The 21,631-nt window shown below is 42.5% G+C and carries 20 protein-coding genes and 2 tRNA genes; 15 read left to right on the top strand and 7 right to left on the bottom strand.

Translation table 11 applies throughout. The features are described from left to right. Positions 1-626 precede the first annotated feature (626 nt). Positions 627-2,342 carry an RluA family pseudouridine synthase gene (locus HMPREF1505_RS02545; protein ID WP_036922085.1) on the bottom strand — a complete coding sequence of 572 codons (1,716 nt, stop codon included), beginning with the start codon at positions 2,340-2,342 and terminating at the stop codon, positions 627-629. A gap of 201 nt (positions 2,343-2,543) precedes the next feature. Between HMPREF1505_RS02545 and HMPREF1505_RS02540 the strand changes: the two genes are divergently transcribed. After that, complete coding sequence (locus HMPREF1505_RS02540) at positions 2,544-3,533, top strand: patatin-like phospholipase family protein (RefSeq protein WP_036922083.1); 990 nt, start codon at positions 2,544-2,546, stop codon at positions 3,531-3,533. Between the two features lie 161 nt (positions 3,534-3,694). Here HMPREF1505_RS02540 and HMPREF1505_RS02535 read toward each other — a convergent pair whose 3' ends face one another. From HMPREF1505_RS02535 to HMPREF1505_RS02525, 3 genes are all read right to left on the bottom strand, one after another. Beyond that, positions 3,695-4,498 (bottom strand): ADP-ribosylglycohydrolase family protein, encoded by an 804-nt coding sequence (locus HMPREF1505_RS02535; RefSeq protein WP_036922078.1) that lies wholly within the window; start codon positions 4,496-4,498, stop codon positions 3,695-3,697. Between the two features lie 153 nt (positions 4,499-4,651). Then, positions 4,652-4,723: transfer RNA gene (locus HMPREF1505_RS02530), tRNA-Arg, on the bottom strand. Positions 4,724-4,947: 224 nt separating this feature from the next. Continuing rightward, positions 4,948-6,390 carry a C69 family dipeptidase gene (locus HMPREF1505_RS02525; RefSeq protein WP_036922076.1) on the bottom strand — a complete coding sequence of 481 codons (1,443 nt, stop codon included), beginning with the start codon at positions 6,388-6,390 and terminating at the stop codon, positions 4,948-4,950. 248 nt (positions 6,391-6,638) lie between these two features. On the opposite strand from HMPREF1505_RS02525, the gene HMPREF1505_RS02520 reads away from it, so the two are divergent. Then, positions 6,639-7,394, top strand: a complete 756-nt coding sequence (locus HMPREF1505_RS02520; protein ID WP_197017490.1) for an FG-GAP repeat protein — start codon at positions 6,639-6,641, stop codon at positions 7,392-7,394. 174 nt (positions 7,395-7,568) lie between these two features. Next, positions 7,569-9,539: an AAA domain-containing protein gene (locus HMPREF1505_RS02515; protein WP_036922069.1), complete on the top strand. Its 1,971-nt coding sequence runs from the start codon at positions 7,569-7,571 to the stop codon at positions 9,537-9,539. Between the two features lie 84 nt (positions 9,540-9,623). On the opposite strand, the gene HMPREF1505_RS02510 is transcribed toward HMPREF1505_RS02515, so the two are convergent. Both HMPREF1505_RS02510 and HMPREF1505_RS02505 read right to left on the bottom strand, forming a co-directional pair. Then, entirely contained in the window at positions 9,624-10,031 is a 408-nt protein-coding gene (locus HMPREF1505_RS02510) for a DUF2442 domain-containing protein (protein ID WP_036922088.1), read from the bottom strand. A 10-nt stretch (positions 10,032-10,041) separates the two neighbouring features. Continuing rightward, positions 10,042-10,281, bottom strand: coding sequence for a DUF4160 domain-containing protein (locus HMPREF1505_RS02505; RefSeq protein WP_036922066.1), 240 nt, complete (start codon positions 10,279-10,281; stop codon positions 10,042-10,044). Positions 10,282-10,418: 137 nt separating this feature from the next. Between HMPREF1505_RS02505 and HMPREF1505_RS02500 the strand changes: the two genes are divergently transcribed. Then, positions 10,419-10,832, top strand: a complete 414-nt coding sequence (locus HMPREF1505_RS02500) for a hypothetical protein (protein WP_036922063.1) — start codon at positions 10,419-10,421, stop codon at positions 10,830-10,832. A 75-nt stretch (positions 10,833-10,907) separates the two neighbouring features. Beyond that, positions 10,908-12,197: a serine dehydratase subunit alpha family protein gene (locus HMPREF1505_RS02495; RefSeq protein WP_036922059.1), complete on the top strand. Its 1,290-nt coding sequence runs from the start codon at positions 10,908-10,910 to the stop codon at positions 12,195-12,197. Positions 12,198-12,364: 167 nt separating this feature from the next. Here the strand turns inward: HMPREF1505_RS02495 and ribD are convergent, their stop codons facing one another. Continuing rightward, the gene (ribD, locus tag HMPREF1505_RS02490) at positions 12,365-13,507 is read right to left on the bottom strand and encodes a bifunctional diaminohydroxyphosphoribosylaminopyrimidine deaminase/5-amino-6-(5-phosphoribosylamino)uracil reductase RibD (protein ID WP_036922055.1); all 1,143 of its coding nucleotides are present in this window, start codon (positions 13,505-13,507) and stop codon (positions 12,365-12,367) included. A 27-nt stretch (positions 13,508-13,534) separates the two neighbouring features. Between ribD and prmC the strand changes: the two genes are divergently transcribed. From prmC to HMPREF1505_RS02440, 10 genes are all read left to right on the top strand, one after another. Beyond that, positions 13,535-14,398 (top strand): peptide chain release factor N(5)-glutamine methyltransferase, encoded by an 864-nt coding sequence (gene prmC / locus HMPREF1505_RS02485; RefSeq protein ID WP_036922052.1) that lies wholly within the window; start codon positions 13,535-13,537, stop codon positions 14,396-14,398. Beyond that, complete coding sequence (locus HMPREF1505_RS02480; RefSeq protein WP_036922049.1) at positions 14,395-14,913, top strand: regulatory protein RecX; 519 nt, start codon at positions 14,395-14,397, stop codon at positions 14,911-14,913. Before prmC ends, HMPREF1505_RS02480 begins: the two co-directional genes overlap by 4 nt. Further along, positions 14,897-15,604: a ComF family protein gene (locus tag HMPREF1505_RS02475; protein WP_036922045.1), complete on the top strand. Its 708-nt coding sequence runs from the start codon at positions 14,897-14,899 to the stop codon at positions 15,602-15,604. Before HMPREF1505_RS02480 ends, HMPREF1505_RS02475 begins: the two co-directional genes overlap by 17 nt. Positions 15,605-15,988: 384 nt before the next feature. Beyond that, on the top strand, positions 15,989-16,621 hold the full coding sequence (pyrE, locus tag HMPREF1505_RS02470) for an orotate phosphoribosyltransferase (protein WP_036922041.1): 633 nt from the start codon (positions 15,989-15,991) through the stop codon (positions 16,619-16,621). 175 nt (positions 16,622-16,796) lie between these two features. Continuing rightward, positions 16,797-17,246, top strand: coding sequence for a polyketide cyclase (locus HMPREF1505_RS02465; protein ID WP_036922038.1), 450 nt, complete (start codon positions 16,797-16,799; stop codon positions 17,244-17,246). Between the two features lie 63 nt (positions 17,247-17,309). After that, complete coding sequence (locus HMPREF1505_RS02460; RefSeq protein ID WP_036922035.1) at positions 17,310-17,894, top strand: hypothetical protein; 585 nt, start codon at positions 17,310-17,312, stop codon at positions 17,892-17,894. 115 nt (positions 17,895-18,009) lie between these two features. Next, positions 18,010-18,095: transfer RNA gene (locus HMPREF1505_RS02455), tRNA-Leu, on the top strand. A 16-nt stretch (positions 18,096-18,111) separates the two neighbouring features. Then, positions 18,112-19,107, top strand: a complete 996-nt coding sequence (locus HMPREF1505_RS02450) for a TlpA disulfide reductase family protein (protein WP_036922032.1) — start codon at positions 18,112-18,114, stop codon at positions 19,105-19,107. Between the two features lie 11 nt (positions 19,108-19,118). Beyond that, positions 19,119-20,660, top strand: coding sequence for a YifB family Mg chelatase-like AAA ATPase (locus tag HMPREF1505_RS02445; RefSeq protein ID WP_036922029.1), 1,542 nt, complete (start codon positions 19,119-19,121; stop codon positions 20,658-20,660). A 147-nt stretch (positions 20,661-20,807) separates the two neighbouring features. Continuing rightward, on the top strand, positions 20,808-21,521 hold the full coding sequence (locus HMPREF1505_RS02440) for a DUF4919 domain-containing protein (protein ID WP_036922025.1): 714 nt from the start codon (positions 20,808-20,810) through the stop codon (positions 21,519-21,521). Positions 21,522-21,631: the final 110 nt, after the last annotated feature.

Here is a 21,631-nt window from a genome sequence, read left to right as displayed (position 1 = left end):
TGTTTTATAAAGGCTCAACACCCAACAACCATCACCCAACACCGGTATAATTACCCCCCCAGTTAGATGGTTTTAGAACGGCAGATAAACTGCATGATAAATGTAATTAGGTGTGATGTTTATCTGCCTTCTACAAACAACTTATTCCTATTAGCCTAATTAGGCTATTTGGTCTAATTGGACTAATTAGGCTAATAACTTATTATTCTGTCATAATTTTTCACATCATAATTTTGAATACATGCTCTTTTGGCTCCTAAAAGATACCTAATTGACTTGCTAAAGGTGCTCTTTAAGACTCTTACTAACGCCCTTTTGAAGTCCAATTAAGCACCTTTTACTTTGCCATTTTATAACTAATTGATTTGCTGTTGATTACAGACCTGCTTTTTGTATGTGGTTTTGCCGTTATTTATTGATGTCTTATTCGAAATTATGTAATGATTTTTCAAACTCTTGTCTGCAGAATTTCGAAGTCTAAAAAGAAATGATTTTTAATGTCAGAGGATGATAAAAGGACAGATAGTTGACTGTATTAGCTATGTTTTTATTGAATGTGTAACTTCGATTCTTCTGCAAAAGCAATACGGAAGAACCGAAAAGCGAAGAGTAGATAGCTTCGATACCTATAAAGGAGTATCAAAACTCATCCGCTCTTGGGTTATGGGATGGGTGAACTCAAGGTGAGCTGCGTGTAACCAAAGGCGTTCAGCTCGTTGTCCGTAGAGGTTATCACCAATGATAGGAGTACCCAATCCGTCTGGATGAGCACAATGAACGCGCAGCTGGTGGGTACGACCTGTCAGCGGATAGAGCTCAATCTTCACTGCTTTCAATGTTTCTTTTCCGTATGTTGTCTTACCGATAAGGCGATACTCGGTGATAGCTGGCTTCCCATTAGTTCTATCAACACGCTGCCGAGGACGGTCGTCTGGGTCGGGAGAGAGTGGAAGTTCTATCCGTCCCTCTGCTGGTAACTGCTTTTCGAGGATAGAGAGAGGAAGCAGAGCAACATACTTCTTCTTTACTGTTCGCCTAATAAACTGTGCTTGCAAAGCCTTATGAACCTCAGAAGTACGCGCAACAACGAGCAAACCACTTGTTGCCATGTCTAATCGATGTACCATAAATGCATCGCTCTTACCCTTCCATCGCTCGCAAAGAATACTATAAATGGATGCTTGATTGCCTTTTCCAGCAACAGAAAGTAAGCCCGATGGTTTGACAACTACTGCAAGATAATCGTCTTCATAGAGTATTTGTAGTCTTTCAGAAAGAGCTAATTCGGTTTTATTATCTGTCCTATTGCAATCCTTATCGTCAACGTCTATCCCTTCCAACATCCACTCCAAGATAGGTTTACACTTTCCATTGCAAGCAGGATAGTAGTTTCCATGCTGTCTAATCTCGGTCTTTGGCGATGGTCCCCACCAAAACATAGCCATGCTAATAGGCTTATAACCATGAAGAAAGGCATATTGTAAGAGCTTTGGTTCACAGCATTCACCTGCACCAGAAGGCGGAAGTAGTGAAGCTGCGAGACTCTCCTTGGCAGTACGTTCAGCAGTATTTACACTTGTTATATGGGCAGCCTTCGTACGTGCAGGACTGTTCTGCAGATAGTAATCACGGAAGATATCGAGTAAGTTCTTACGTTCTCCGCGTGCATTGAGCATAGAGAATTGGGAGAAAAGCCAACGTTGTAGACGGTCAGACTTCATTTTCCGCTCTCGTTTCCAAGCTGTTATCTGTTCTTGATATCTGTTCATAACTGTCTGTGCAGCGGTAATCTGTTCAGTATAAGCCTTTTTCTTACGTTGCAATTCGGCTTTAAGAAACTGGCTCTGACGTGTCATCTCGTTGCGTTCTGCCTCTGAAATAAAAGCCTCTTTACGGCGTTTGTCACGTAAGAACTTAGCTCCTTGCATCACTTTCCGTGCTTCGTCGATAGCCTTTTCTGCCTCTTGCTGAATCTTTTTTAGGTTTTCCTGTGCCTGTCGATAGGCTGTTGAGGCTTTTAGTTGGGCTATCTTTTGATTCAATTGGGTAATCTCTGCCTCATGAATCTTGAAGTAACCATCGGGCTGGAGATAGTCGAAAACAGCAGGAACAAAGTCTTCTCCCTCATCAGCTATCTGTCCTGAGTAGGCTTGCAGATAACCAATCTCTCCGTTTCGCTCAACAATCAGAACGCCATACATCTTTCCTTCGATTGGTTCCATAGGGAAATCTGCCTGCAACTGGTTGACTGCTGCACGGCAAAGAGCGTCCGGTTCGTAATCGAAAGGATTATTAAACCGAGCGGGTAGGGGCTGTTCTGATAGGATAGGATGGAACTTCATGGTGCAAAGGTAAGGAAAAGTTGACGAGTAGACAAGCTGACGAGTAGACGAGTTGATTGTTTTGGAGTTGACAAGTAGACAAGTTGACGAGTGAACAAGTTACTTGCTTTTGAGGAAATATGAAGATTGTTGGAGAAATGAAAAGCAACAATAAAAGGAAAAAACACGCTTTTCTCTTAGAAAAACATTAATTTTGTCGCTATGAAAAAATACTTACTTGTATTTCTGATGCTGATATGCTGTGGTTTATCTGTGAAGGCACAGCAACAGAACAAAGGTGGGAAGACCCGCCCAAAGGTGGGACTTGTACTTGGTGGTGGTGGTGCGAAAGGTGCTGCAGCCATAGGAATACTAAAGGAGTTGGAGCGAGAAAAGATTCCTGTTGACTATATTGCCGGAACAAGTATAGGAGCGATTATTGGCGGATTATACGCACAGGGCTATCGTGCAGATGACCTCGAAAAACTCTTCCGCTCGCAGAATTGGCTGGCACTTTTGGCAGATAGAGACACAACATTGGTTGGAAAGGTCTATAAAGAGGAAGATGGTGTAATCTATCTCTTCGGCTTTCCTGTGCGTAAAAAGGCTGATGCTGATAAAAATACAGGGTTCTGGATGTTGCATGGTGACCATGTCTATAATTTCCTTGACTCACTCGTCAGTCGTTCTCCCGTACAACGTGGTACCGTTAAGCGGGCTATTCCCTTCTCGTGTGTAGCCTTTGACATCCGTCGTCAACAAGAAATAGTCCTTGATACTGGTTCTTTAGCGCGTAATATGCGTGCCAGTATGGCTATTCCCGGTGCGTTCAAACCTGTGCAGATAGACACGCTGATGCTGGTGGATGGTGGTATGGGCAATAATCTTCCAGTGGATGTTGTACGAAAGATGGGGGCAGATATCGTTATTGCCGTTGACCTTCAACAGCGCAAACATGATGACTATCGTTCGCCTTTTGGCTTTCTGAAGGGACTGGGAGGTATCTTAGATTGGTTGGCAGAACGTCCTGATATAAAGAAATATAATGTCAATCGCACGAAAGCCGACCTCTATATTAATCCCGATTTAGGTTCTTATGGTGTCACCGACTTCAATGCAAAGGCGATAAAAGCTATCCTTAAAATAGGCGAGGATACGGGTATTCAGTATCGAAAGCAGTTGGAGACGTTTATGAAAGACCATCAACGATGAATTATTTTCATGAAAATAAATATTTTTCTTTATGAAAGTAAATATTTCTTTTCACGTAAATAAATCTTTTTGTTCATGAAAATAATCAGTAACAATGCTGTTTTAAGGCTTTCAAAACAGCATTGTTAGACTTGAAAAATCGTATTTTTAAAGGCTTAAAGTTATCCTTTCTTCGTTCCACAGCTATCTTGTATGCGCTCATAAAACTGTCCGAGGATGTTGAGCATATCATCTGGCAAGTAGCTGATTGCCTTTTCGATTATCCATTCTGGCACAGGATAATAGGCTTCGGCAACCGAACCAGCGATGCAAGCCTTCGTGTCGGTATCACCATCACATAGTACAGCGAGGCGGATAGTCTCCTCAAAGCTATTAGCATCCATGAAACAACGCAGTGCCATCGGTACGGTTTCCTGACAGGTTCCATCAAAGTGTCCTTCAGAACCAATCTTCTTAATGTCCCGCATAGGTGGTAACTCGTAGCCAAAGAACTTTTCAACTTTGCGCTCGACATCCGACTTAGAAAAGCGCATCAAGCGTAGCCAACAAATCGCTTCAGCAATACATTGTGCACCCTTAATGCCTTCGGGGTGATTATGACTTACGATAGCACTCTTCTTAGCTTCCTCAATTACATCCTCCCACTCGTCGAATAGCCACCCAATAGGGCTGACACGCATGGCAGAACCATTACCAAATGAATCCGTAGGCTGGGGATTATCGGAGTTAATCCATTGATAGAAACGATTGCCATATCCGCCCATTGGGTCTGGATAACGCCGACACCAATCGAGCAGACTCTCCTGATAGTCACGTTCATTCAGCACCGCATCGGCAATAGCGATGGTGCAAATCGTATCATCTGTGTAAGAACAATCGGGTGTAAAAAGCTCAAACCCTTGCTGTGGAGCTGCTCCGAATTCGAAGCGTGAGCCTACAATATCTCCTATAATAGCACCAATCATAAAGCCTCTTCTTTAGTCTCTCTGTTGCTTGAGAGCGTTTGAAAAATACTATGGGGGTATATGTTTCCTTTAGGTTGTTAGTAGTAAATCTACATAAAAATGATAATCAGACTCTTCTCTCTTACAAGGGAGAGGATAAGAAATGATGTTTAGTACTCCGACCGGGAATCGAACCCGGATCAAAGGTTTAGGAAACCTACGTTCTATCCATTGAACTATCAGAGCGAGTTTTTCAAGCTTTACTTTGCTACCATAGGATAGCTGTGCAATAGCTCTTGTCTGCAAAGTTAGGAAAAAAAAGTTATATATATTGTGAAACAATTGATTTTTTACCTTTCCCTTATCGTTCTTGCTGGTGTTTTTTACCTAAATAAGGCTGTACCAAGAGGCATTGTGTGCTACTTGATACAGCCTGTCTTATTGTTATAAAAGTAGGATTCTCCTTGCTTTTATGCTCCGTGGAAGAGATACTCCTGCTGAATGTCTTGTGTCATCAGTGTAAAGAGTTTCTCTTGTAGACGATCGGCAAGGTCGAGAGCACTGTTAAGAATCTTATCAGAGAACGCCTGTAACAGGTCTTGTGCATGGAGAGGTTGCGTCTTGTAGATGCGTAGATATTCTTCTTCCATCTCACATTGACGCTGATCGGTCTCAGCTTCAAACTTTGCATACGCCTCTTTGATGACAGGAGCATACTTGTTATAGTTGGTCATACCCAATACCATTATCTTGCGGAACTTCCAGTAAGCAGAGTCATCACTTGACTCGCCATTACCCTTTGTGTAAGCCTCTGGATAAGAAGTAATGCCCTGATAGAGTGGGAGGAACACACCGAGGTCTGCCATACCCATAGCAACATAATTCACACAACCGATAGCCTGTGGCAGTTCTGGGCGTACCTGCAAGAGATGGGTCTGTGTGGTACGGAAGATAGAGACAGGACGGTAAGGCTCCTTCGGATTGCTATTGAGATATGGGTCGTGCTCCGTATTGTCGTAGTGGAAGCGGAATGCCGTGCGAAGTTCGGTCAGTGTGACCTTATGAGCAGCTTTTGCAAAGACAGGGAAGGTGTTCTTTGTTACGTCATTCTTAATCTCTGGAGAGAAGAACTGCTGCAAACCCCATACACGTGGGTAGTTATAGGTGGTGTCGAGTTTGATATCACGTGCGTAAGCCTCATGGAAATCAAAGGCACCCTGTGCTGGATTGTAAAGTCCATGCTTCTCAGCAAACTCAATCAAGTCGGCTGATGCGAGATAATTTTCCTTATCATTAGGGTCGTATGTACGGAAGCGGCTCTGGTTACCAGTAACGAAATACTGATCTTTTGGCATACGGCAAGCCAACCAACGATGGCCGCAAGCTGTCTCCAAGTACCATATCTCCTTGCTATCTACAAAGCCAATGCCGAAGCCTTCAGCAATACCATACTTCTCGATGAGCATACCCAATCGCTCAACACCTTCGCGGGCGGTGTGGACGTAAGGTAGGGTAATGTTGAAGACAGAGTTCTCTGCCACACCATTCTCGACCAATGGGTCATGTTTCAACACCTCGTCACTACTGAAGATACTCTCCGTAGCACTCATTCCCACACCTGCTGTGTTGAAACCAGCACTGCCCCAATGACCGTGAAGATTATACGGAGAAAGGGCAGAATAGCCTAAAGCCTTCTCTGGGAGTTCGCAACGGAAAGGACTATCCTTTGCAACGAACTCACGTGGACCATTGTCTGTACCCTCAAATATCTCGTAGTTCTTAGCTTCCATAGCGTCCCAGTCCTCTGAACGCGCTACTATCATAGAACCATCAGCAGTCTGTTCTTGACCAATGATGATGGTTGTACACTCTGAAGGAAGTTTGTGCTCAATTTGCACTTTGTTTGTTTTCATAAGCTTAAAAGTCTTAGTTCTTATTGTTAATTATTGATGACAAATATAGTAAATAATCGTGGAAGTGGTGTAAGAAGTTAGGATAAAAAAGGTAAATAAGTGGGGTTATGGTGCAAAATACCCATATATAGTTAATACTATTGTGTCTTTTATAGTGTTTGAGGTTGGAATATAGAGGGAAAAGTGTTATTTTTGCAGAGTGTGATATATGATAATAATGTTTGCTGAAAGGTGTTAAACATGTGATTATGAAGAAAGTTAAGTTTCTTGTTTTTTTGTTGAGTCTTTGTATGATACTTCTTTCTTGTACCGATAAGAAGCCCGTTAGTCAGGCAAAGGAGCTGTCGGTGCAACGGGACGATAGTGTGCCTGTAAAGAAGGTTGATAGTGTTAAGGTTGCGAAGAAGACACCACTAACATATAAGATTCTTGTTCCTTTTAATTATCGTTTGTGTAATCCAGATACGATAATTAACCGGAATTGGGTTGAACTCTATAAAGATGGGAAGGATTATTATGTTGGTAAAGCTCGGTATGGTATTGAGATGAGAGAGGATGCGTGCTCAAGTACTATTCCAACATACTTGGCAGAAAAGCGAAACACGATATTGTTTGTCAATCAGTTGCCAATAAAGAAGGGAAAAGTTAAGATTGCTGATGTTGCATTTTCAGATAGTACCTACTTGGAACCAGGCTCTGTAAGGAATTTTACTTTTGCTGGAAAGCATTACAAGTTAGAGGCAAAGGCGCAGGGAGAAAGCCAATTAAAGAACTATACATTATTGCTGAATGGGGAACGAATAGTTAGGGAGGCAAGGGTCGATGCAGCAAGTTTTGCACTTCTGTTTGCAGGTGACTTGGATGGAGATGGGAAGTTAGACCTTGTTCTTTCCTTGCCTACAGATTATGAGGAACTCCGTGTTGCCTTGTTCTTATCATCTTGTGCGCCTCCTGGTTTGCAAATGGGTAAAGTCGCAGAGATAGAGGATGACTTCAGTTGTTAAGCCCTTCCTGTTTTTTATTCGTTGTAGAATGGATATTGGATAAAAAGTATTATATTTGTAAAGTGTTTGAAACAGAGATAAAGCGATTAACTTGTCAACTTGTTAACTCGTCAACTATAAAAAGATATAACTTGTTAACTCGTCAACTTGTTAACTCGTCAACTATAAAAAGATATGCTTCAGGAAAGTCCAATACAACTCTTACAACGTCAGCGTTTACTGCTCCAAATGGAGTATTATGCCGAGAAAGAAGCCTTTAGAAAGCAGACTGAGGCTGCAGGTATGCAGCGGAAAGTGAAGCGAGGTGACGCTTGGTTCCCATTAAGGGTGGGCAAACGGTTTTATAATGGACTCAACCAACTGTGCATTGAGGTATTTCGTACACAGGATGGGGATATCGAACATAACTTTGAATGTGGTAGACCACTCCTTTTCTTTAAGTTTATTGAGAAAGGGGAGGGGACTCCTAATAAGGCAGTTCAACTGAAATACTATGGTTTTACAGGTACGGTATCTTATGTAGAAGGCGACAGAATGGTTGTTGCTGTCCCTGATTCTGCACCCTTGTTAGACCTCCAATCAGCTTCAGAACAGGTTGGTTGTCAATTAGGTTTTGATGAAACGAGTTATCAAATGATGTTCGATGCGTTAGACCGTACCATGAAAGCAAAGGGAAATAGGCTTGCCTATCTTCGCGATTTATTCTATTCACGACAAAAGGTTGAGAAGTTCTCCTTTGCTCCGATTCGATTACCTTGGCTGAATCCGACACAAGAAAAGGCTGTCAACGAGGTGTTATGGGCAAAAGATGTGGCGGTAGTTCATGGTCCACCAGGAACAGGTAAGACAACAACATTGGTCGAAGCGATCAACGAAACACTGATGCGAGAGAGTCAGGTTATGGTTTGTGCGCAGAGTAATATGGCTGTTGACTGGATTTGTGAGAAGCTTGTCGACCGTGGTATCAATGTCCTTCGCATTGGTAATCCTACTCGAGTGAACGATAAGATGTTAGGTTTTACATACGAAAGGAAGTTTGAAGCGCATCCAGACTACCCACAGTTGTGGTCGATTCGGAAGGCTATTCGTGAACTGAGGAACAACAGAAAGAAAGGTTCTGAAAGCTATCATCAGAAGATGGATAGGCTGAAGAGCCGTGCCACTGAGCTTGAAATACGCATCAATGCCGAGCTGTTTGGAGAGGCACGTGTCGTTGCTTCCACCCTCGTTGGTGCTAACAGTAGGATAATGGAAGGTCAGAAGTTCACCACTTTGTTCATCGATGAGGCTGCACAAGCCCTTGAAGCAGCCTGCTGGATAGCCATTCGTAGAGCGTCAAGAGTTATCTTTGCGGGTGATCATTGTCAACTTCCACCGACTGTGAAAAGCATTGCTGCCCTGCGTGGAGGCTTAGGAAAGACCCTGATGGAACGTATCGTAGAGAATAAACCAGAGGTTGTAACGCTGTTGAAGGTGCAGTATCGAATGAACGAAGAGATTATGCGCTTCTCATCCAATTGGTTCTATGGTGGACAGGTGGAGACCGCTCCGCAGATTAAATATCGTGGCATCCTCGATTATGACAACCCAATGGTATGGATTGATACGTCCGATGAAGCGGTCATTGCATCGTATGATTTGACGGAAAGTAACGCTAATTCTGTTCCTTCTCAGTCAGATAACGAAAAGGAAAATGCCTTTCATGAGCAGTTTGTAGGTTCTTCTTTTGGACGTATTAATAAAGGAGAAGCAGAGCTAACACTCAAGACTTTAGTCGATTACTTTACTAAGATAGGGAAGCAGCGTATGTTAGATGAGCGGATAGATGTGGGCGTTATCTCTCCTTATCGTGCTCAAGTGCAGTATCTCCGCAGCTTGATTAAGAAGCGAGCGTTCTTCAAGCCCTATCGAAGTCTTATTAGTGTGAACACCGTTGATGGCTTCCAAGGACAAGAACGCGACGTGATACTCATTTCTCTTGTGCGTTCCAATGATGATGGTCAGATAGGTTTTTTACGTGATTTACGCCGTATGAACGTTGCCATAACACGTGCCAGAATGAAGCTGATTATCCTTGGTAATGTCCAAACAATGACCAAACATGAATTTTATAAGAAGCTGTGGGAGAGTCTTCCACAGTCCTAATAGTTATTAGGTTTGTTAGCCCAATTGGCCTTATTTGGCTAATTGGGCTAATTGTTTTATTTATATCCAAATAAGTTTATAGTTTTAAAAAGTAATAGTACTATATTCGGAGCCAATTTTATGGATACATCTTAATATCTCTTTTTCCCTTTCTTTAGATGGCTTCTTGAACCCATTGATGTAGTTACGTAGTAGGGAAGCATTGATACCAATGAGTTTTGCAAACTCAGCAATGTTCAGTTCCTTATGTGTAAGGAAGAACTTTTGTAACGCTGTAGGCTCAGCATCCTCATAGCTGAAGCTCTCAAAGCTAATGTCTTCATCTAAGTTGCGCCAGTGAATACCATCAAATCCGATTTGGTAGCTTTCCCGCTCTTTATCAGAAGCCATAGCAAGACGAGGATACCATAAGAGAGACTGACGAAGTGTACGCCCCTCTTCATCTATACCATATATATATTCTTGGTCGAACCAAACTTTTTTAATTTCCATATCTACCTCCTTAATCCTCAAAATACTCTTTCCAACGTGAGATAATTATATCTTTATTCTCGTCTATTACAAATTTAATCTTCTTCAATTCATTGTTTTTTAATCCTTTGCTGATAGCTAACACAAAGTTATTACCATCATAATTATACTTTGCAAAGCCTTCTGCACCTTCCACATGTACGTGGATTGGTTCGTGCTCTCGGCTATAGAAAAAGAATGAAAATCCATAGAATCGAAATATCTCTGGCATAGTATTATCAAGTTTAGTTCGCTACAAAGGTAGGTATTAGATTTGATACCCACAAGTATTTTTTATTTAATTACACACTGAAAAGTGGATTTATATCAATTTTTTATTTACTTTTGTGTCATAAAAGGAAATCTACTATGTTACAACGAGATTATTTTATTCGCTTGATAGAGGAATTCAATGCTGCAATTTCGCGCTTTCTAACAAAGAAAGATGATGAGTTGAAGCGAGATAAGGACTTGAAAGACCTTTACAGACAGTATGTTGGAGAGTATGATGATTTACGTAATCTCTCTGTTGACGAGCTGTTGACATATGCCAAGGAGCAGTGGAAAGAGGAAGAACGGATAGACAAAATCAATATGGTTGCAGAGTTACTTTATGCCGAAGGAAGCTACAAAGGGCAACCTTTGCGCCAAATACTGTTGGAAAAAGCATACGCTTTATTTGATTATGTTGAGGCGAATGGCTCAACATTCTCTATCGACCGACGTCAAAAGATGGAGGCTATGCGACAAGAGTTAGACAATAAGCTCTCTCAAATAGATTGATGTTTGAGCGGGTAGATACGAAGGAGAATTATTTAATATCATAATAATATCAAGCTAAACCTAAATCACATCATTATGCTTGAGAAGAACATTAGAGAACAGATTATCGAGTTGATACACCAGCAGGTAGTTCCTGCTGTTGGTTGTACAGAGCCAATGGCTGTGGCATTGTGTACTGCACGTGCTACAGAGTTGTTAGGTCAGAGACCAGAACATATTAGCGTGTTGCTCTCTGCTAATATTCTGAAGAATGCGATGGGAGTCGGTATTCCTGGAACGGGAATGATCGGTCTGCCTATTGCCATTGCCCTCGGTGCTTTGGTGGGTAAGTCAGAATATCAGTTGGAGGTTATCAAAGACCTCACACCTGTTACTTTGGAGGCTGGCAAGACATTTATCAGTGAGAATCGAATTGATGTCAAACTGAAGGACGGTATCACCGAGAAACTATACATAGAAATTACTTGTGAGGCTGAGGGACATCGTGCAACAGCCATTATCATGGGTACTCATACGAATATTGTCTTTGAAGAGAAGGACGGTACTGTTCTGCTCGATAAGATGCAACCCAGCACAGCTGCTGTCGAAAAAGCACCCCTTTGCCTGAACCTCAATACGGTATGGGAATTTGCTACAACTACTCCTGTCGATGAGATTGAGTTTATCCTTGAGGCAAAGCGATACAACCTCCGTGCTGCAGCTGAGGCTTTGAAAGGAAATTACGGACATTGTTTGGGTAAGATAATGGACCGTCCTTTGAGTCGTGGTATCTTTGGTAATAGCATCTTCTCACACGTTATTGCGAAGACCGCTTCTGCCTGTGATGCCCGTATGGGTGGTGCTTTGATACCAGTGATGAGTAATAGCGGTTCGGGAAATCAGGGTATCTGTGCAACCAACCCAGTGGCTGTCTTTGCGAAGGAGAATGAGAATACACGTGAGGAACTTATCCGTGCACTCACCTTGAGTCATCTCACAGCCATCTACATCAAGCAGAGTCTTGGTGCACTATCTGCCCTTTGTGGTTGTGTCGTGGCAAGTATTGGTTCCAGTTGTGGTATTACTTATCTGATGGGAGGCAATTATATCAATGTTTGTCATTCAGTAAAGAACATGATAGCCAACCTTACGGGTATGATTTGTGATGGTGCGAAGCCAAGTTGTTCACTGAAGATTTCATCGGGAGTGTCGACAGCTATCCTTTCTGCAACGCTTTCCATGGAGGGCAAACACGTAACGTCTGCAGAGGGAATCATTGATGAAGATGTTGATAAGTCTATCCGTAACCTAACAAGTATAGGTAAGGAAGCGATGTGTATTACCGATGATATGGTATTAAATATTATGACACATAAGTGCAATTAAAAAGACTATTGCACTTTCAACTCAGTCTTATTGTCGAATTATTTTCATGAAAAGAAATATTTTTTGTCGTGAAAATAAATATTTATCTTCATGAAAAGAATTTCTTTTTTTCATGAAGATAAATTGTTTTTAGCCGTTTTGTTGTATCGAATGGATGTCATTTCATCCTACGCTCGCTCGTAGGTTACAATCGTGTTAACATACTTCTCTACCTTTATAACACGTATGTTCTCTGGAAGTTTTGGCGCTTCGATACCTTCGTTAACAGTGAAAGGAGCCGATTCTATGCGTATCTCGTCCCATAGTCCTGCATCCAAAAAACTCTGTAAAGTCTTTGCACCACCTTCCACAATGAGACTTTGCTTCTTTTCAGCATAGAGATGCGACAGCACTTCAGCCGGTGTTGCGTATTCTCCAGCTTTTGTCGGTTGACTTGTCAGCACCAATTTCTCTGGACTTGGACCGCTCCATTCCCTCACTGTCAGCTGTGGTTGTTCTAATTCTTCCGTTGTTTTCCCAACGAGAATCGCATCATTCTCCGCCCTCATCTTATGTACTAACATCTTTGTAAAGGGTGTAGAGATAATCAATGGCTGATAATCTTTACTCGGCAAGTTGCCAATGTAAGCCACAGCAGAATTATTAGTACAAGTAGTTACACTTTCTTCAGTGCTATTCAATATACATATTTCCTCAGGGGTATCTCGGTGATTACTCCCCTCCCTATGGGGGAGGGGTAAGGGGGAGGGGCCAGTTGTTGTGTTGAATGGTGTGTCAGTTGTTGTGTTGAATGGCGTGTTGGTTAGTCTACTTTCTGTTTCTGCCCACTTCAATATCACATAAGGTCGTTTATGTGTATTATAAGTAATAAACCGTTTATTCAGTTCTAAACACTCTTTCTCCAATACACCCACGGTCACTTCTATCCCTGCTTCGCGAATCTTCTTTACTCCACGTCCTTGCACTTCGGCAAAAGGATCGATGCAACCACACACAACACGGCGCACACCCTTGCTGATAATCAAGTCGGCACAAGGAGGTGTTTTCCCATAATGAGAGCAAGGCTCAAGACTGACATACACCGTAGCTTCACGTAGCAAAGCCTCGTCCTCTTTCCTTACAGATGCAAAAGCGTTCACCTCTGCGTGTCCTTTGCCACAGCGTACGTGGTAACCCTCACCGATAATCCTGCCCTCCTTGCTCACAATAACCGCACCAACCATTGGGTTAGGCTTGGCAAGCTGTTGTCCATTACGAGCTAATTGCAGGCAACGACGCATGTATTTTTTGTCAGTTTCTTCTTGTTTCATTTCATTAAAATTCCTATCTTTGCAGCTATGACATACCAAGATTTATGGCACAGACTCACTCCTTTATATGATGAAGGTGAGGCACAAGCTATCGTTCGGCTTGTGTTAGAGGTGCAGTTTGGCATTACGCTGCCCGATATATATACGGGCAAAGTTAATGAATTATCCCGAGAAGAGGAGGAGGAATTAGAGAAAATCATCCTTCGTTTGGAACGTTCGGAGCCTGTACAATATGTTTTAGGACGTGAAACCTTTTGTGGGCGCACTTTCCATGTGGCTCCGGGCGTATTGATTCCGCGCCCAGAGACTGAGGTGCTATGCCGTTGGATAGAGGAGGATAACAACCAATGTTATTGTGCTTTGCAGCCTCCTGCACCCCTGCAGGTGTTGGATGTAGGGACAGGCAGTGGCTGTATTGCTGTTACATTGGCTGCCGACCTACGCAACTCGGCGGTTACAGCGTGGGATATATCGGGTGATGCACTACTTATTGCACGTGAGAATGTACATCAATATCAGGTACGTGTGGAGCTAAAAATGGAGGATGCGCTTCATCCTTCAGCAGCAGCTATGCAGCAGCAATTTGATATTATTGTGAGTAATCCACCTTACATCTGCGACAAAGAACGGACAGGGATGGCGAAGAACGTACTTGCGTATGAACCTGAAACAGCTCTCTTCGTTCCAGACGATGACCCACTACGCTTCTATCGGGCAATCGCTGAGTATGGCGTGCAGGCTTTGTCAGCTGATGGTGCACTTTATTTTGAGACCAACCCATTATATATTGATAATGTAAAGCAGATGTTAAGCGAATTGGGTTATAAGCAGATAGAACTGCGAGAAGACCAGTTTGGTAAGCTCCGATTCACGAAAGCCATCCGACCGTGATACAGAAACGACCTATATTAGAGTCGCAAGTCCTGAAGAAACTTGCCGATTTATGTGCGAAAGGCGAACATTGCTCTGGCGAGATGTTAGAGAAGATGCGCAAATGGGGACTATCAGAAGATGCGCAAGCACGTGTTATGGAGAAGTTGATAACGCTGCATTACGTTGATGACAGCCGTTATACGGAGTCTTTCGTACATGATAAAATCCGCTATAACAAGTGGGGTAGACGAAAGATTGAGCAGGCGTTGTGGATGAAAAAGGTTGATAATTCCGTCTCATCGCCCATCCTCGATGCTATTGAAGATGAAGAATATCTTGAAGTCTTGCGCCCATTGTTAGCGAGTAAGTATCGCACAATCAAGGCAGAGAGCGATTACGAACGTTCAATGAAGCTGATAAAGTTTGCGATGGGACGTGGTTTTACGATGGATTTAATCCGCAGGTGTATAGACGAAGGAGTCGTTGCTGCGGATGATGATGTAGACTTCGTAGACGATGACACAGACGATTAGTTTATTGGCTCGCCTGATAGACACCCTTGCCCCTCGTTCATGTACGATTTGTGGTAGGCGTCTGACCGTTACGGAGGAGGTGATGTGTGCTTGTTGTAATCATTGTCTCCCTCGTACGGGCTATTCTAAGTCGAGTTATGATAATAAACTTGTGCGTCTCTTTTGGGGTAGGATTCCCATAGAAAAGGGCACAGCCTTTTTCTTTTATAAAGCCCATTCTGATACCAGTCGTTTGCTTTATCAATTGAAGTATGGCGGTCATCCTGAGATAGGTGAGCGTCTTGGACGTATTGTGGCAGCAGAGTTTGCACAAGATGGTTTCTTTGATGGAATCACAGCTGTGGTTCCTGTGCCACTTGCTCGCCAGCGTGAGCGAGAAAGAGGGTATAATCAAAGTGTGGAGATAGCGCGTGGTATCAGTGCAGAAACTGGTTTGCCTGTCTTAGATAAGGTCTTAGAACGTATCAGTTTTCATGGCAGTCAGACGCAGAAAGGTCGTTGGGAACGAAATGAAAACGTAGAGAAAGCCTTTCACCTCCTCGATGCTTCCCCCTTAAACAATCAACACATTTTGTTGGTTGATGACGTAATTACTTCAGGTGCCACGCTCGTTGCAGCTGCCAAAGAACTCCTTAAAGGAGCGAATGTCAAGATTAGTGTATTCTCACTTGGCTTTGCGAATAATGATTAAGCTGTCTCATTATTCTTTGTTTTATTATTGTTAGTCTATAAGTAGTACTCATCTTCGCAAGTAATTAGTAGTTAACAGTATCAGTTTTGGTGGCAGATATGGATATTTTTCTCCCTCTTTTTTTGTTGTGTTGATGGTCCGCACGTGATGTGTTGATGGTCCGCACCATTGGTGCGGAGGCTTAACACCAATGCAATTTGTCGTAGTAAAATTTGCGTTAGATGATTGTTTGGAAGGGTTATACAACTCAAAGCAAATAGAATCACTCTTGTATTTGATAGGAGTAACATCTGTTCTTGTTATCTTCTTTTATAGTCTTTTTATCCTTTAGTCTCAGAAAAAATGTGTAAGTTTGCAGTTAGTATATAACCATAAACTATCAAGATGGAAGATTTAAAGAAAGTCTTTGCAGGCAAACTGCTCGGAATTAAAGCTATTAAGTTGCAACCTAATGACCCATTTACATGGGCAAGTGGTTGGAAGTCACCATTCTATTGTGATAATCGCAAGACGTTGTCGTTCCACGACGTACGTTCGTTTGTGAAGCTCGAGTTGGTTCATGCTATCCTTGAGAACTTCCCTGAGGCTACGGCTGTGGCTGGTGTTGCTACGGGTGCTATTGCACAGGGTATGCTCGTTGCTGATGAGTTGGCATTGCCATACGCATACGTTCGTCCGAAACCAAAGGACCATGGTATGAAAAATCAGATTGAAGGCGAACTCCCTGTAGGTTCTAAGGTTGTCGTTGTAGAAGACCTTATCTCAACTGGTGGCTCTTCTTTGAAAGCTGTTGCTGCACTTCGTGAGGCTGGTTTTGAAGTTGTGGGTATGGTTGCATCTTATACCTATGGTTTCCCAGTTGCTGAGGAGGCATTCCGTGAGGCTAATGTAAAGCTTGTTACTCTCACCGATTATGAGCATGTTGTAGAGAAAGCACTTGAGACTGGTTATATCAAGGAGTCTGAGGTTTCTATGTTGCATGATTGGCGTAAGGACCCAGCAAACTGGAAAAAGTAATCTCTAAGTATTCCGCTGGAAGTAAAGACCTTTATTTCTTAGGGATTGATTGGATATAATTTTATGTAGAGGACGCATTCTTCGTGCGTCCCTACATATAGTTATAGAGTTCTATTACAATCAGTTCTGCTTTCTTCCAGTTCTTCTCTCTTAAACTCCCCAATAAAGATTATCAATGACAAAATTTGAAAGTAGCGTAAAGCAGATTCCCCATTCTCAGCAGTGTGTATACAACACGCTGAGCGACTTGAATAATGTACAGCGTCTGAAGGAACGTCTCCCAGAAGGTTCTACGGGTAATGATGAGATGGATAAGGTGAAAGAAAGATTGCAGAATCTCACCTTTGATCAGGACTCCTTGTCTATGAATGTTGACCCTGTTGGTCAGATTTCTATGCGTATTATCGAGCGTGAAGAGCCTAAGACGATTAAGTTTGAAAGTGCTAATTCGCCATTATCCTTTAATTTCTGGATTCAGATACTGCCTGTTACAGAATCTTCTTCAAAGATGAAACTCACGATAGATGCTGATATTCCTTTCTTTGCAAAGGGTATGGTGTCAAAGCCTTTACAGGAAGGTATTGAGAAGATTGCCGATGCGTTGGCAATGATTCCATTCGAATAAGACGTTTACCTCCTTCCTAAGGAGGAAGACTTGATAGGTTTTGTATAGATAAAGGAGTAAGGTATGAAGAAGGTTGTTCAGTCTGTTTTGTTAATGCTTGTAGTGCTATTGTCATCTTGTGGTGATGTAGTTGACTATGAGTATAGTAGTCATCGTAACTTCTTTACCTTTCACAACGAGACACATCAAGACCCCATCCTTGCCTCAGCGATGAATCCTTTATCGCCGGGTGTGTATTGTACGATAAGAACTAACGTTGTCAGTGGTCGTTATTGTTTCTTCTTTGAGAACAATCAAGGACTGAAATCAAGTGCACCTGTGTGGTTTGATGGGATTGATCTTAGGTTGGAGAGCTGGAAACATGTGGGCTTGAACAATGGACTTATTGTTGGTTATGGCAACTTGGAAAACCCTTATCCTTTCTATGCTTACGACTTGCAATGTCCTAATTGCTTCAATACGAATACGCTTCCTTTGCGTTCTTATGAGTTGAAGATAAGTAGTGATGGCTTTGGTACTTGTAATAACTGTCATCGTAAGTATAACCTTAACACTGGCGGAAACATTGTTTCGGGTGATAGTGGCAAGAAACTGATACGCTATCGTGCAAGAAGTACGGAACCATATGGTGTTTTGGGGGTAAATTAAGGTAATTAGCCTGATTGGATTAATAGGTTCAATAGGCGTAATAAGGCTAATAAATAAAAAAACTTGCAAAACCTTTGCCAGTTCGAAGATTTAGCCTTATCTTTGCAAACGGTTTGCCGCAATGGTGGAATTGGTAGACACGAGGGACTTAAAATCCCTTGGCCAGTAATGGCTGTGCGGGTTCGAGTCCCGCTCGCGGCACTTCTTCTTAAATCCTATGCGCATGAAGCGAATAGCATACATTCTTTTGTTCTCCCTGCTGTTAATTTCTTGTGGTACTCGTAGCGGTTACTTCAAGATGGAAGGACGCTTCTTGCATATGAATCAAGGTGAGCTTTATGTGTATAGTCCCGATGGTGGTATTGCGGGTTTGGATACCATCAAGATTGAGGCGGGTCGTTTCTCTTATGAGAAGCCTTGTAGCAAACCTTCTACGTTAATTATCATCTTCCCTAATTATTCTACACAACCAATCTTTGCCGAATCGGGCGAAGCGGTTGAGGTAAAAGCGGATGCTTCCCACTTGAAAGAGATGGAGGTAGAGGGCACGGAGGATAATGAACTCATGACTAAGTTCCGTAAACAGATAGCAAGTGCCTCTCCTCCAGAGGAGTTGAAGTATGCAATCGCATTTATCAAAGACCATCCAGAGTCTGCTGTGAGTGTGTATCTACTCAATCGTTATCTTGTTCAAACAGAATCTCCTGATTATAAGCAGGCTGCAAAGCTTTTACCTTTATTGATAAAAGAACAGCCCGATAATGCCACTTTGGGTCGTCTTCAACGACATCTATCTGAGTTGGGCTCGCTACCAATCGGTAGTAAGTTGCCTAAGTTCTCAGCTAAAGATATCAATGGAAAGACGGTTAATAATACGACTTTTCAAGGAAAAGACGTCGTTATTATCAGCACATGGGCAGCATGGAGTTACGAGAGTCTTGATGTCCAACGTGCGCTGAGTGATGCCGTGAAAGCAGGAAAGATAGCTGCTTTGGGCATTTGTGTAGATGCCAATCCTAAGGAGGTAAAGCAGACTTTAGAGCGTGATGGGATTGAGTTTTCCAATGTTTGTGATGGAAAACTACTGAATACACCACTACTCAAAACCTTTGGTCTTAATACTATACCAGATAATATCGTCATTCGCAATGGGAAAGTAGTCGAAAGAAACATCACTGCTAACACCATCCGTCAGCGTTATGGCGCCGAATAAAAACTAATATTGTGCTTGTAAAAACATTCTGTGCAGCTGTTAACGGAATGGAAGTCACCACCGTGACAGTCGAAGTTAGTATCACACGGGGCGTGTTGTTCCATCTTACCGGTCTTGCAGACGGAGCGGTAAAGGAAAGCCATGACCGTATAGCTGCAGCACTTCTTAATACTGGTTACAAGTTTCCTGTAGCCGATATCACCGCCAATCTTGCTCCAGCCGACCTCAAGAAGGAAGGCTCCAGTTTCGATCTCCCATTGGCAATAGCCATCTTGGCTGCCAATGAGAAGATGAGTTGTGACCGTTTGCGAGAGTTTATGCTTGTGGGAGAGTTGAGCCTTGACGGTACTTTACAGCCTGTTAAAGGTATACTACCCATAGCTATCAAGGCACGAGCCGAGAAGTTTAAAGGTATCATTGTGCCGAAAGCTAATGAGCATGAAGCGGCTGTGGTAGACACGTTAGAGGTCTATGGAATGGATAATATCTTGCAAGTAATTGACTTTCTCAATGGTACATCGAATCCAGAACCTTGTTTTGTAGATACACGGAAAGAGTTTTACGAGCATCAATATGCTTTCGACCTCGACTTTGCTGATGTCCGTGGACAAGAGAATGTGAAGCGAGCATTAGAGGTTGCAGCGGCTGGTGGGCATAATCTTATCATGGTTGGACCACCCGGAAGTGGAAAGAGTATGATGGCAAAGCGCCTTCCTTCTATCCTCCCTCCTTTGTCTCTTTCAGAGAGTTTAGAAACAACTCAGATTCATTCGATAGCCGGTAAGTTACGTCGTGACACAGGATTGATTACACAACGTCCTTTCCGTAGCCCTCACCATACTATCTCTGAGGTTGCACTCGTGGGTGGTGGAGCCAATCCAATGCCGGGTGAAATAACCCTTGCACATAATGGAGTGTTATTCTGTGATGAGTTACCTGAGTTTAATAAACACACTTTAGAGGTACTTCGACAGCCTTTAGAGGATCGTCATATAACGATTTCACGTGCCAAATATACGGTTACTTATCCTTGTAGTTTCATGTTTGTAGCAAGTATGAATCCCTGTCCGTGTGGCTATTTTGCTGACCCTACGCATCATTGTGTTTGTACTCCAGGGCAGATTCAGAAGTATCTTGCTAAGATTTCAGGTCCATTAATGGACAGAATCGACATTCAGTGTGAGATTGCACCTCTCCCCTTTAAAGATATATCACAAGCAACACCGGGCGAGTCGAGTGCTGCTATTCGTGAACGTGTTATCCGTGCACGTGCTATTCAGACCGATCGCTTTAGCAGTTATCGTAATATTCATTGTAATGCGCAGATGTCTGAGCGTATGATTCATGAGTTTGCCGAGCCCGATGAAGCCTCTATTAAGTTACTCCGTGATGCTATGGAGCGTTTGAAACTGTCTGCTCGCGCCTATAACAGGATTCTAAAAGTAGCGCGTTCGATAGCCGACTTGGAAGAGTCTGAGGCTGTACAAGTACAGCATATCGCTGAGGCAATAGGGTATAGAAACTTAGATAGGAGCGACTGGGCTGAGAGATGAGAGCACTCTCAGCCTTATAAAGATAAGGAAAACTAAGAAAACTATGACCCCTAAGATTACTCGAGATTCTAAGACAACTATATAAAGAAGATATACAATAACACCCAAAGACTTAACAAATATATAAAAAACAAATTCAAAAAGACTATGAGAAAGTTGTTTGCTTTCATGTTGTTACTGCTACCGTTAGTAGTATCAGCACAGACGGATAAGACGTTTATGTCTGTCAATTGGGATAAGATAAAAGCGGAAGTGAATGCTAATCCACAGCATGTTCAGCAGTTAGTTGATATTCTTATCAATGTTGACGCTGATACCACATTGACTGCTGAGGACAAAATCTTGGCTGTTTATGGACGAACTTACCTTAATAATGGTAGGGATATGTTCATGGAACTTGATATGTCGAAGGCAAGGAACGAAGGTAAGTTTGATGTTGCTGCTACGCTTGCAGATAAGGTTCTTGCCAGCAATCCGCTTAATACCAATGCTATTGTGTCTAAGATTTATCATTTCAGAAAACTTTCAACCACCGAACCCGATAAATCATGGATGTTGAGCGATAGCCTTAAGGTCTATTCTGTTCGTTTATCACGCATTCTCGATACAATCTTTATGACCGGTGATGGTAGTAAGGAACATCCTTTCTCCGTGACATCAGTGGGGGATGAATATAACCTTGTTTACTTCTTCTTTGGTATTCCTAAGGTGAATAGTCAGATGGTAGTCGGTAGTTGTGACCGTCTTGTTTTGGGCGAAACGAATGCTAATTACACTTCTTCTGACATTTACTTTGATGTAAAACGAGTCTTTGAAATCGAGAGGTCTATGTTTGAACAGCAAGGAGGAAAGGGGAAGTAAGTTGGTTTAACCCAAATCGGTCATCAGACCACAATATATATCGTTCTTCTTACTGTGGTATTGTTTCCTAACATCTTTTATTTTCTTATCGGCATCTTGTCTGTCTTTGT

The organism is Prevotella sp. ICM33 (assembly GCF_000517825.1).
GTDB classification, from domain to species: Bacteria; Bacteroidota; Bacteroidia; order Bacteroidales; family Bacteroidaceae; genus Prevotella; species Prevotella melaninogenica.
Note: the sequence above shows the minus strand (reverse complement) of the source record. Positions and strands in the feature narration are given on the sequence as shown.

Coding starts and splice junctions, on each gene's coding strand:
- HMPREF1505_RS02545 (WP_036922085.1), bottom strand. CDS start 2,342: ATGAAGTTCCATCCTATCCTATCAGAACAGCCCCTACCCGCTCGGTTT.
- HMPREF1505_RS02540 (WP_036922083.1), top strand. CDS start 2,544: ATGAAAAAATACTTACTTGTATTTCTGATGCTGATATGCTGTGGTTTA.
- HMPREF1505_RS02535 (WP_036922078.1), bottom strand. CDS start 4,498: ATGATTGGTGCTATTATAGGAGATATTGTAGGCTCACGCTTCGAATTC.
- HMPREF1505_RS02525 (WP_036922076.1), bottom strand. CDS start 6,390: ATGAAAACAAACAAAGTGCAAATTGAGCACAAACTTCCTTCAGAGTGT.
- HMPREF1505_RS02520 (WP_197017490.1), top strand. CDS start 6,639: ATGAAGAAAGTTAAGTTTCTTGTTTTTTTGTTGAGTCTTTGTATGATA.
- HMPREF1505_RS02515 (WP_036922069.1), top strand. CDS start 7,569: ATGCTTCAGGAAAGTCCAATACAACTCTTACAACGTCAGCGTTTACTG.
- HMPREF1505_RS02510 (WP_036922088.1), bottom strand. CDS start 10,031: ATGGAAATTAAAAAAGTTTGGTTCGACCAAGAATATATATATGGTATA.
- HMPREF1505_RS02505 (WP_036922066.1), bottom strand. CDS start 10,281: ATGCCAGAGATATTTCGATTCTATGGATTTTCATTCTTTTTCTATAGC.
- HMPREF1505_RS02500 (WP_036922063.1), top strand. CDS start 10,419: ATGTTACAACGAGATTATTTTATTCGCTTGATAGAGGAATTCAATGCT.
- HMPREF1505_RS02495 (WP_036922059.1), top strand. CDS start 10,908: ATGCTTGAGAAGAACATTAGAGAACAGATTATCGAGTTGATACACCAG.
- ribD (WP_036922055.1), bottom strand. CDS start 13,507: ATGAAACAAGAAGAAACTGACAAAAAATACATGCGTCGTTGCCTGCAA.
- prmC (WP_036922052.1), top strand. CDS start 13,535: ATGACATACCAAGATTTATGGCACAGACTCACTCCTTTATATGATGAA.
- HMPREF1505_RS02475 (WP_036922045.1), top strand. CDS start 14,897: ATGACACAGACGATTAGTTTATTGGCTCGCCTGATAGACACCCTTGCC.
- pyrE (WP_036922041.1), top strand. CDS start 15,989: ATGGAAGATTTAAAGAAAGTCTTTGCAGGCAAACTGCTCGGAATTAAA.
- HMPREF1505_RS02465 (WP_036922038.1), top strand. CDS start 16,797: ATGACAAAATTTGAAAGTAGCGTAAAGCAGATTCCCCATTCTCAGCAG.
- HMPREF1505_RS02460 (WP_036922035.1), top strand. CDS start 17,310: ATGAAGAAGGTTGTTCAGTCTGTTTTGTTAATGCTTGTAGTGCTATTG.
- HMPREF1505_RS02450 (WP_036922032.1), top strand. CDS start 18,112: ATGCGCATGAAGCGAATAGCATACATTCTTTTGTTCTCCCTGCTGTTA.
- HMPREF1505_RS02440 (WP_036922025.1), top strand. CDS start 20,808: ATGAGAAAGTTGTTTGCTTTCATGTTGTTACTGCTACCGTTAGTAGTA.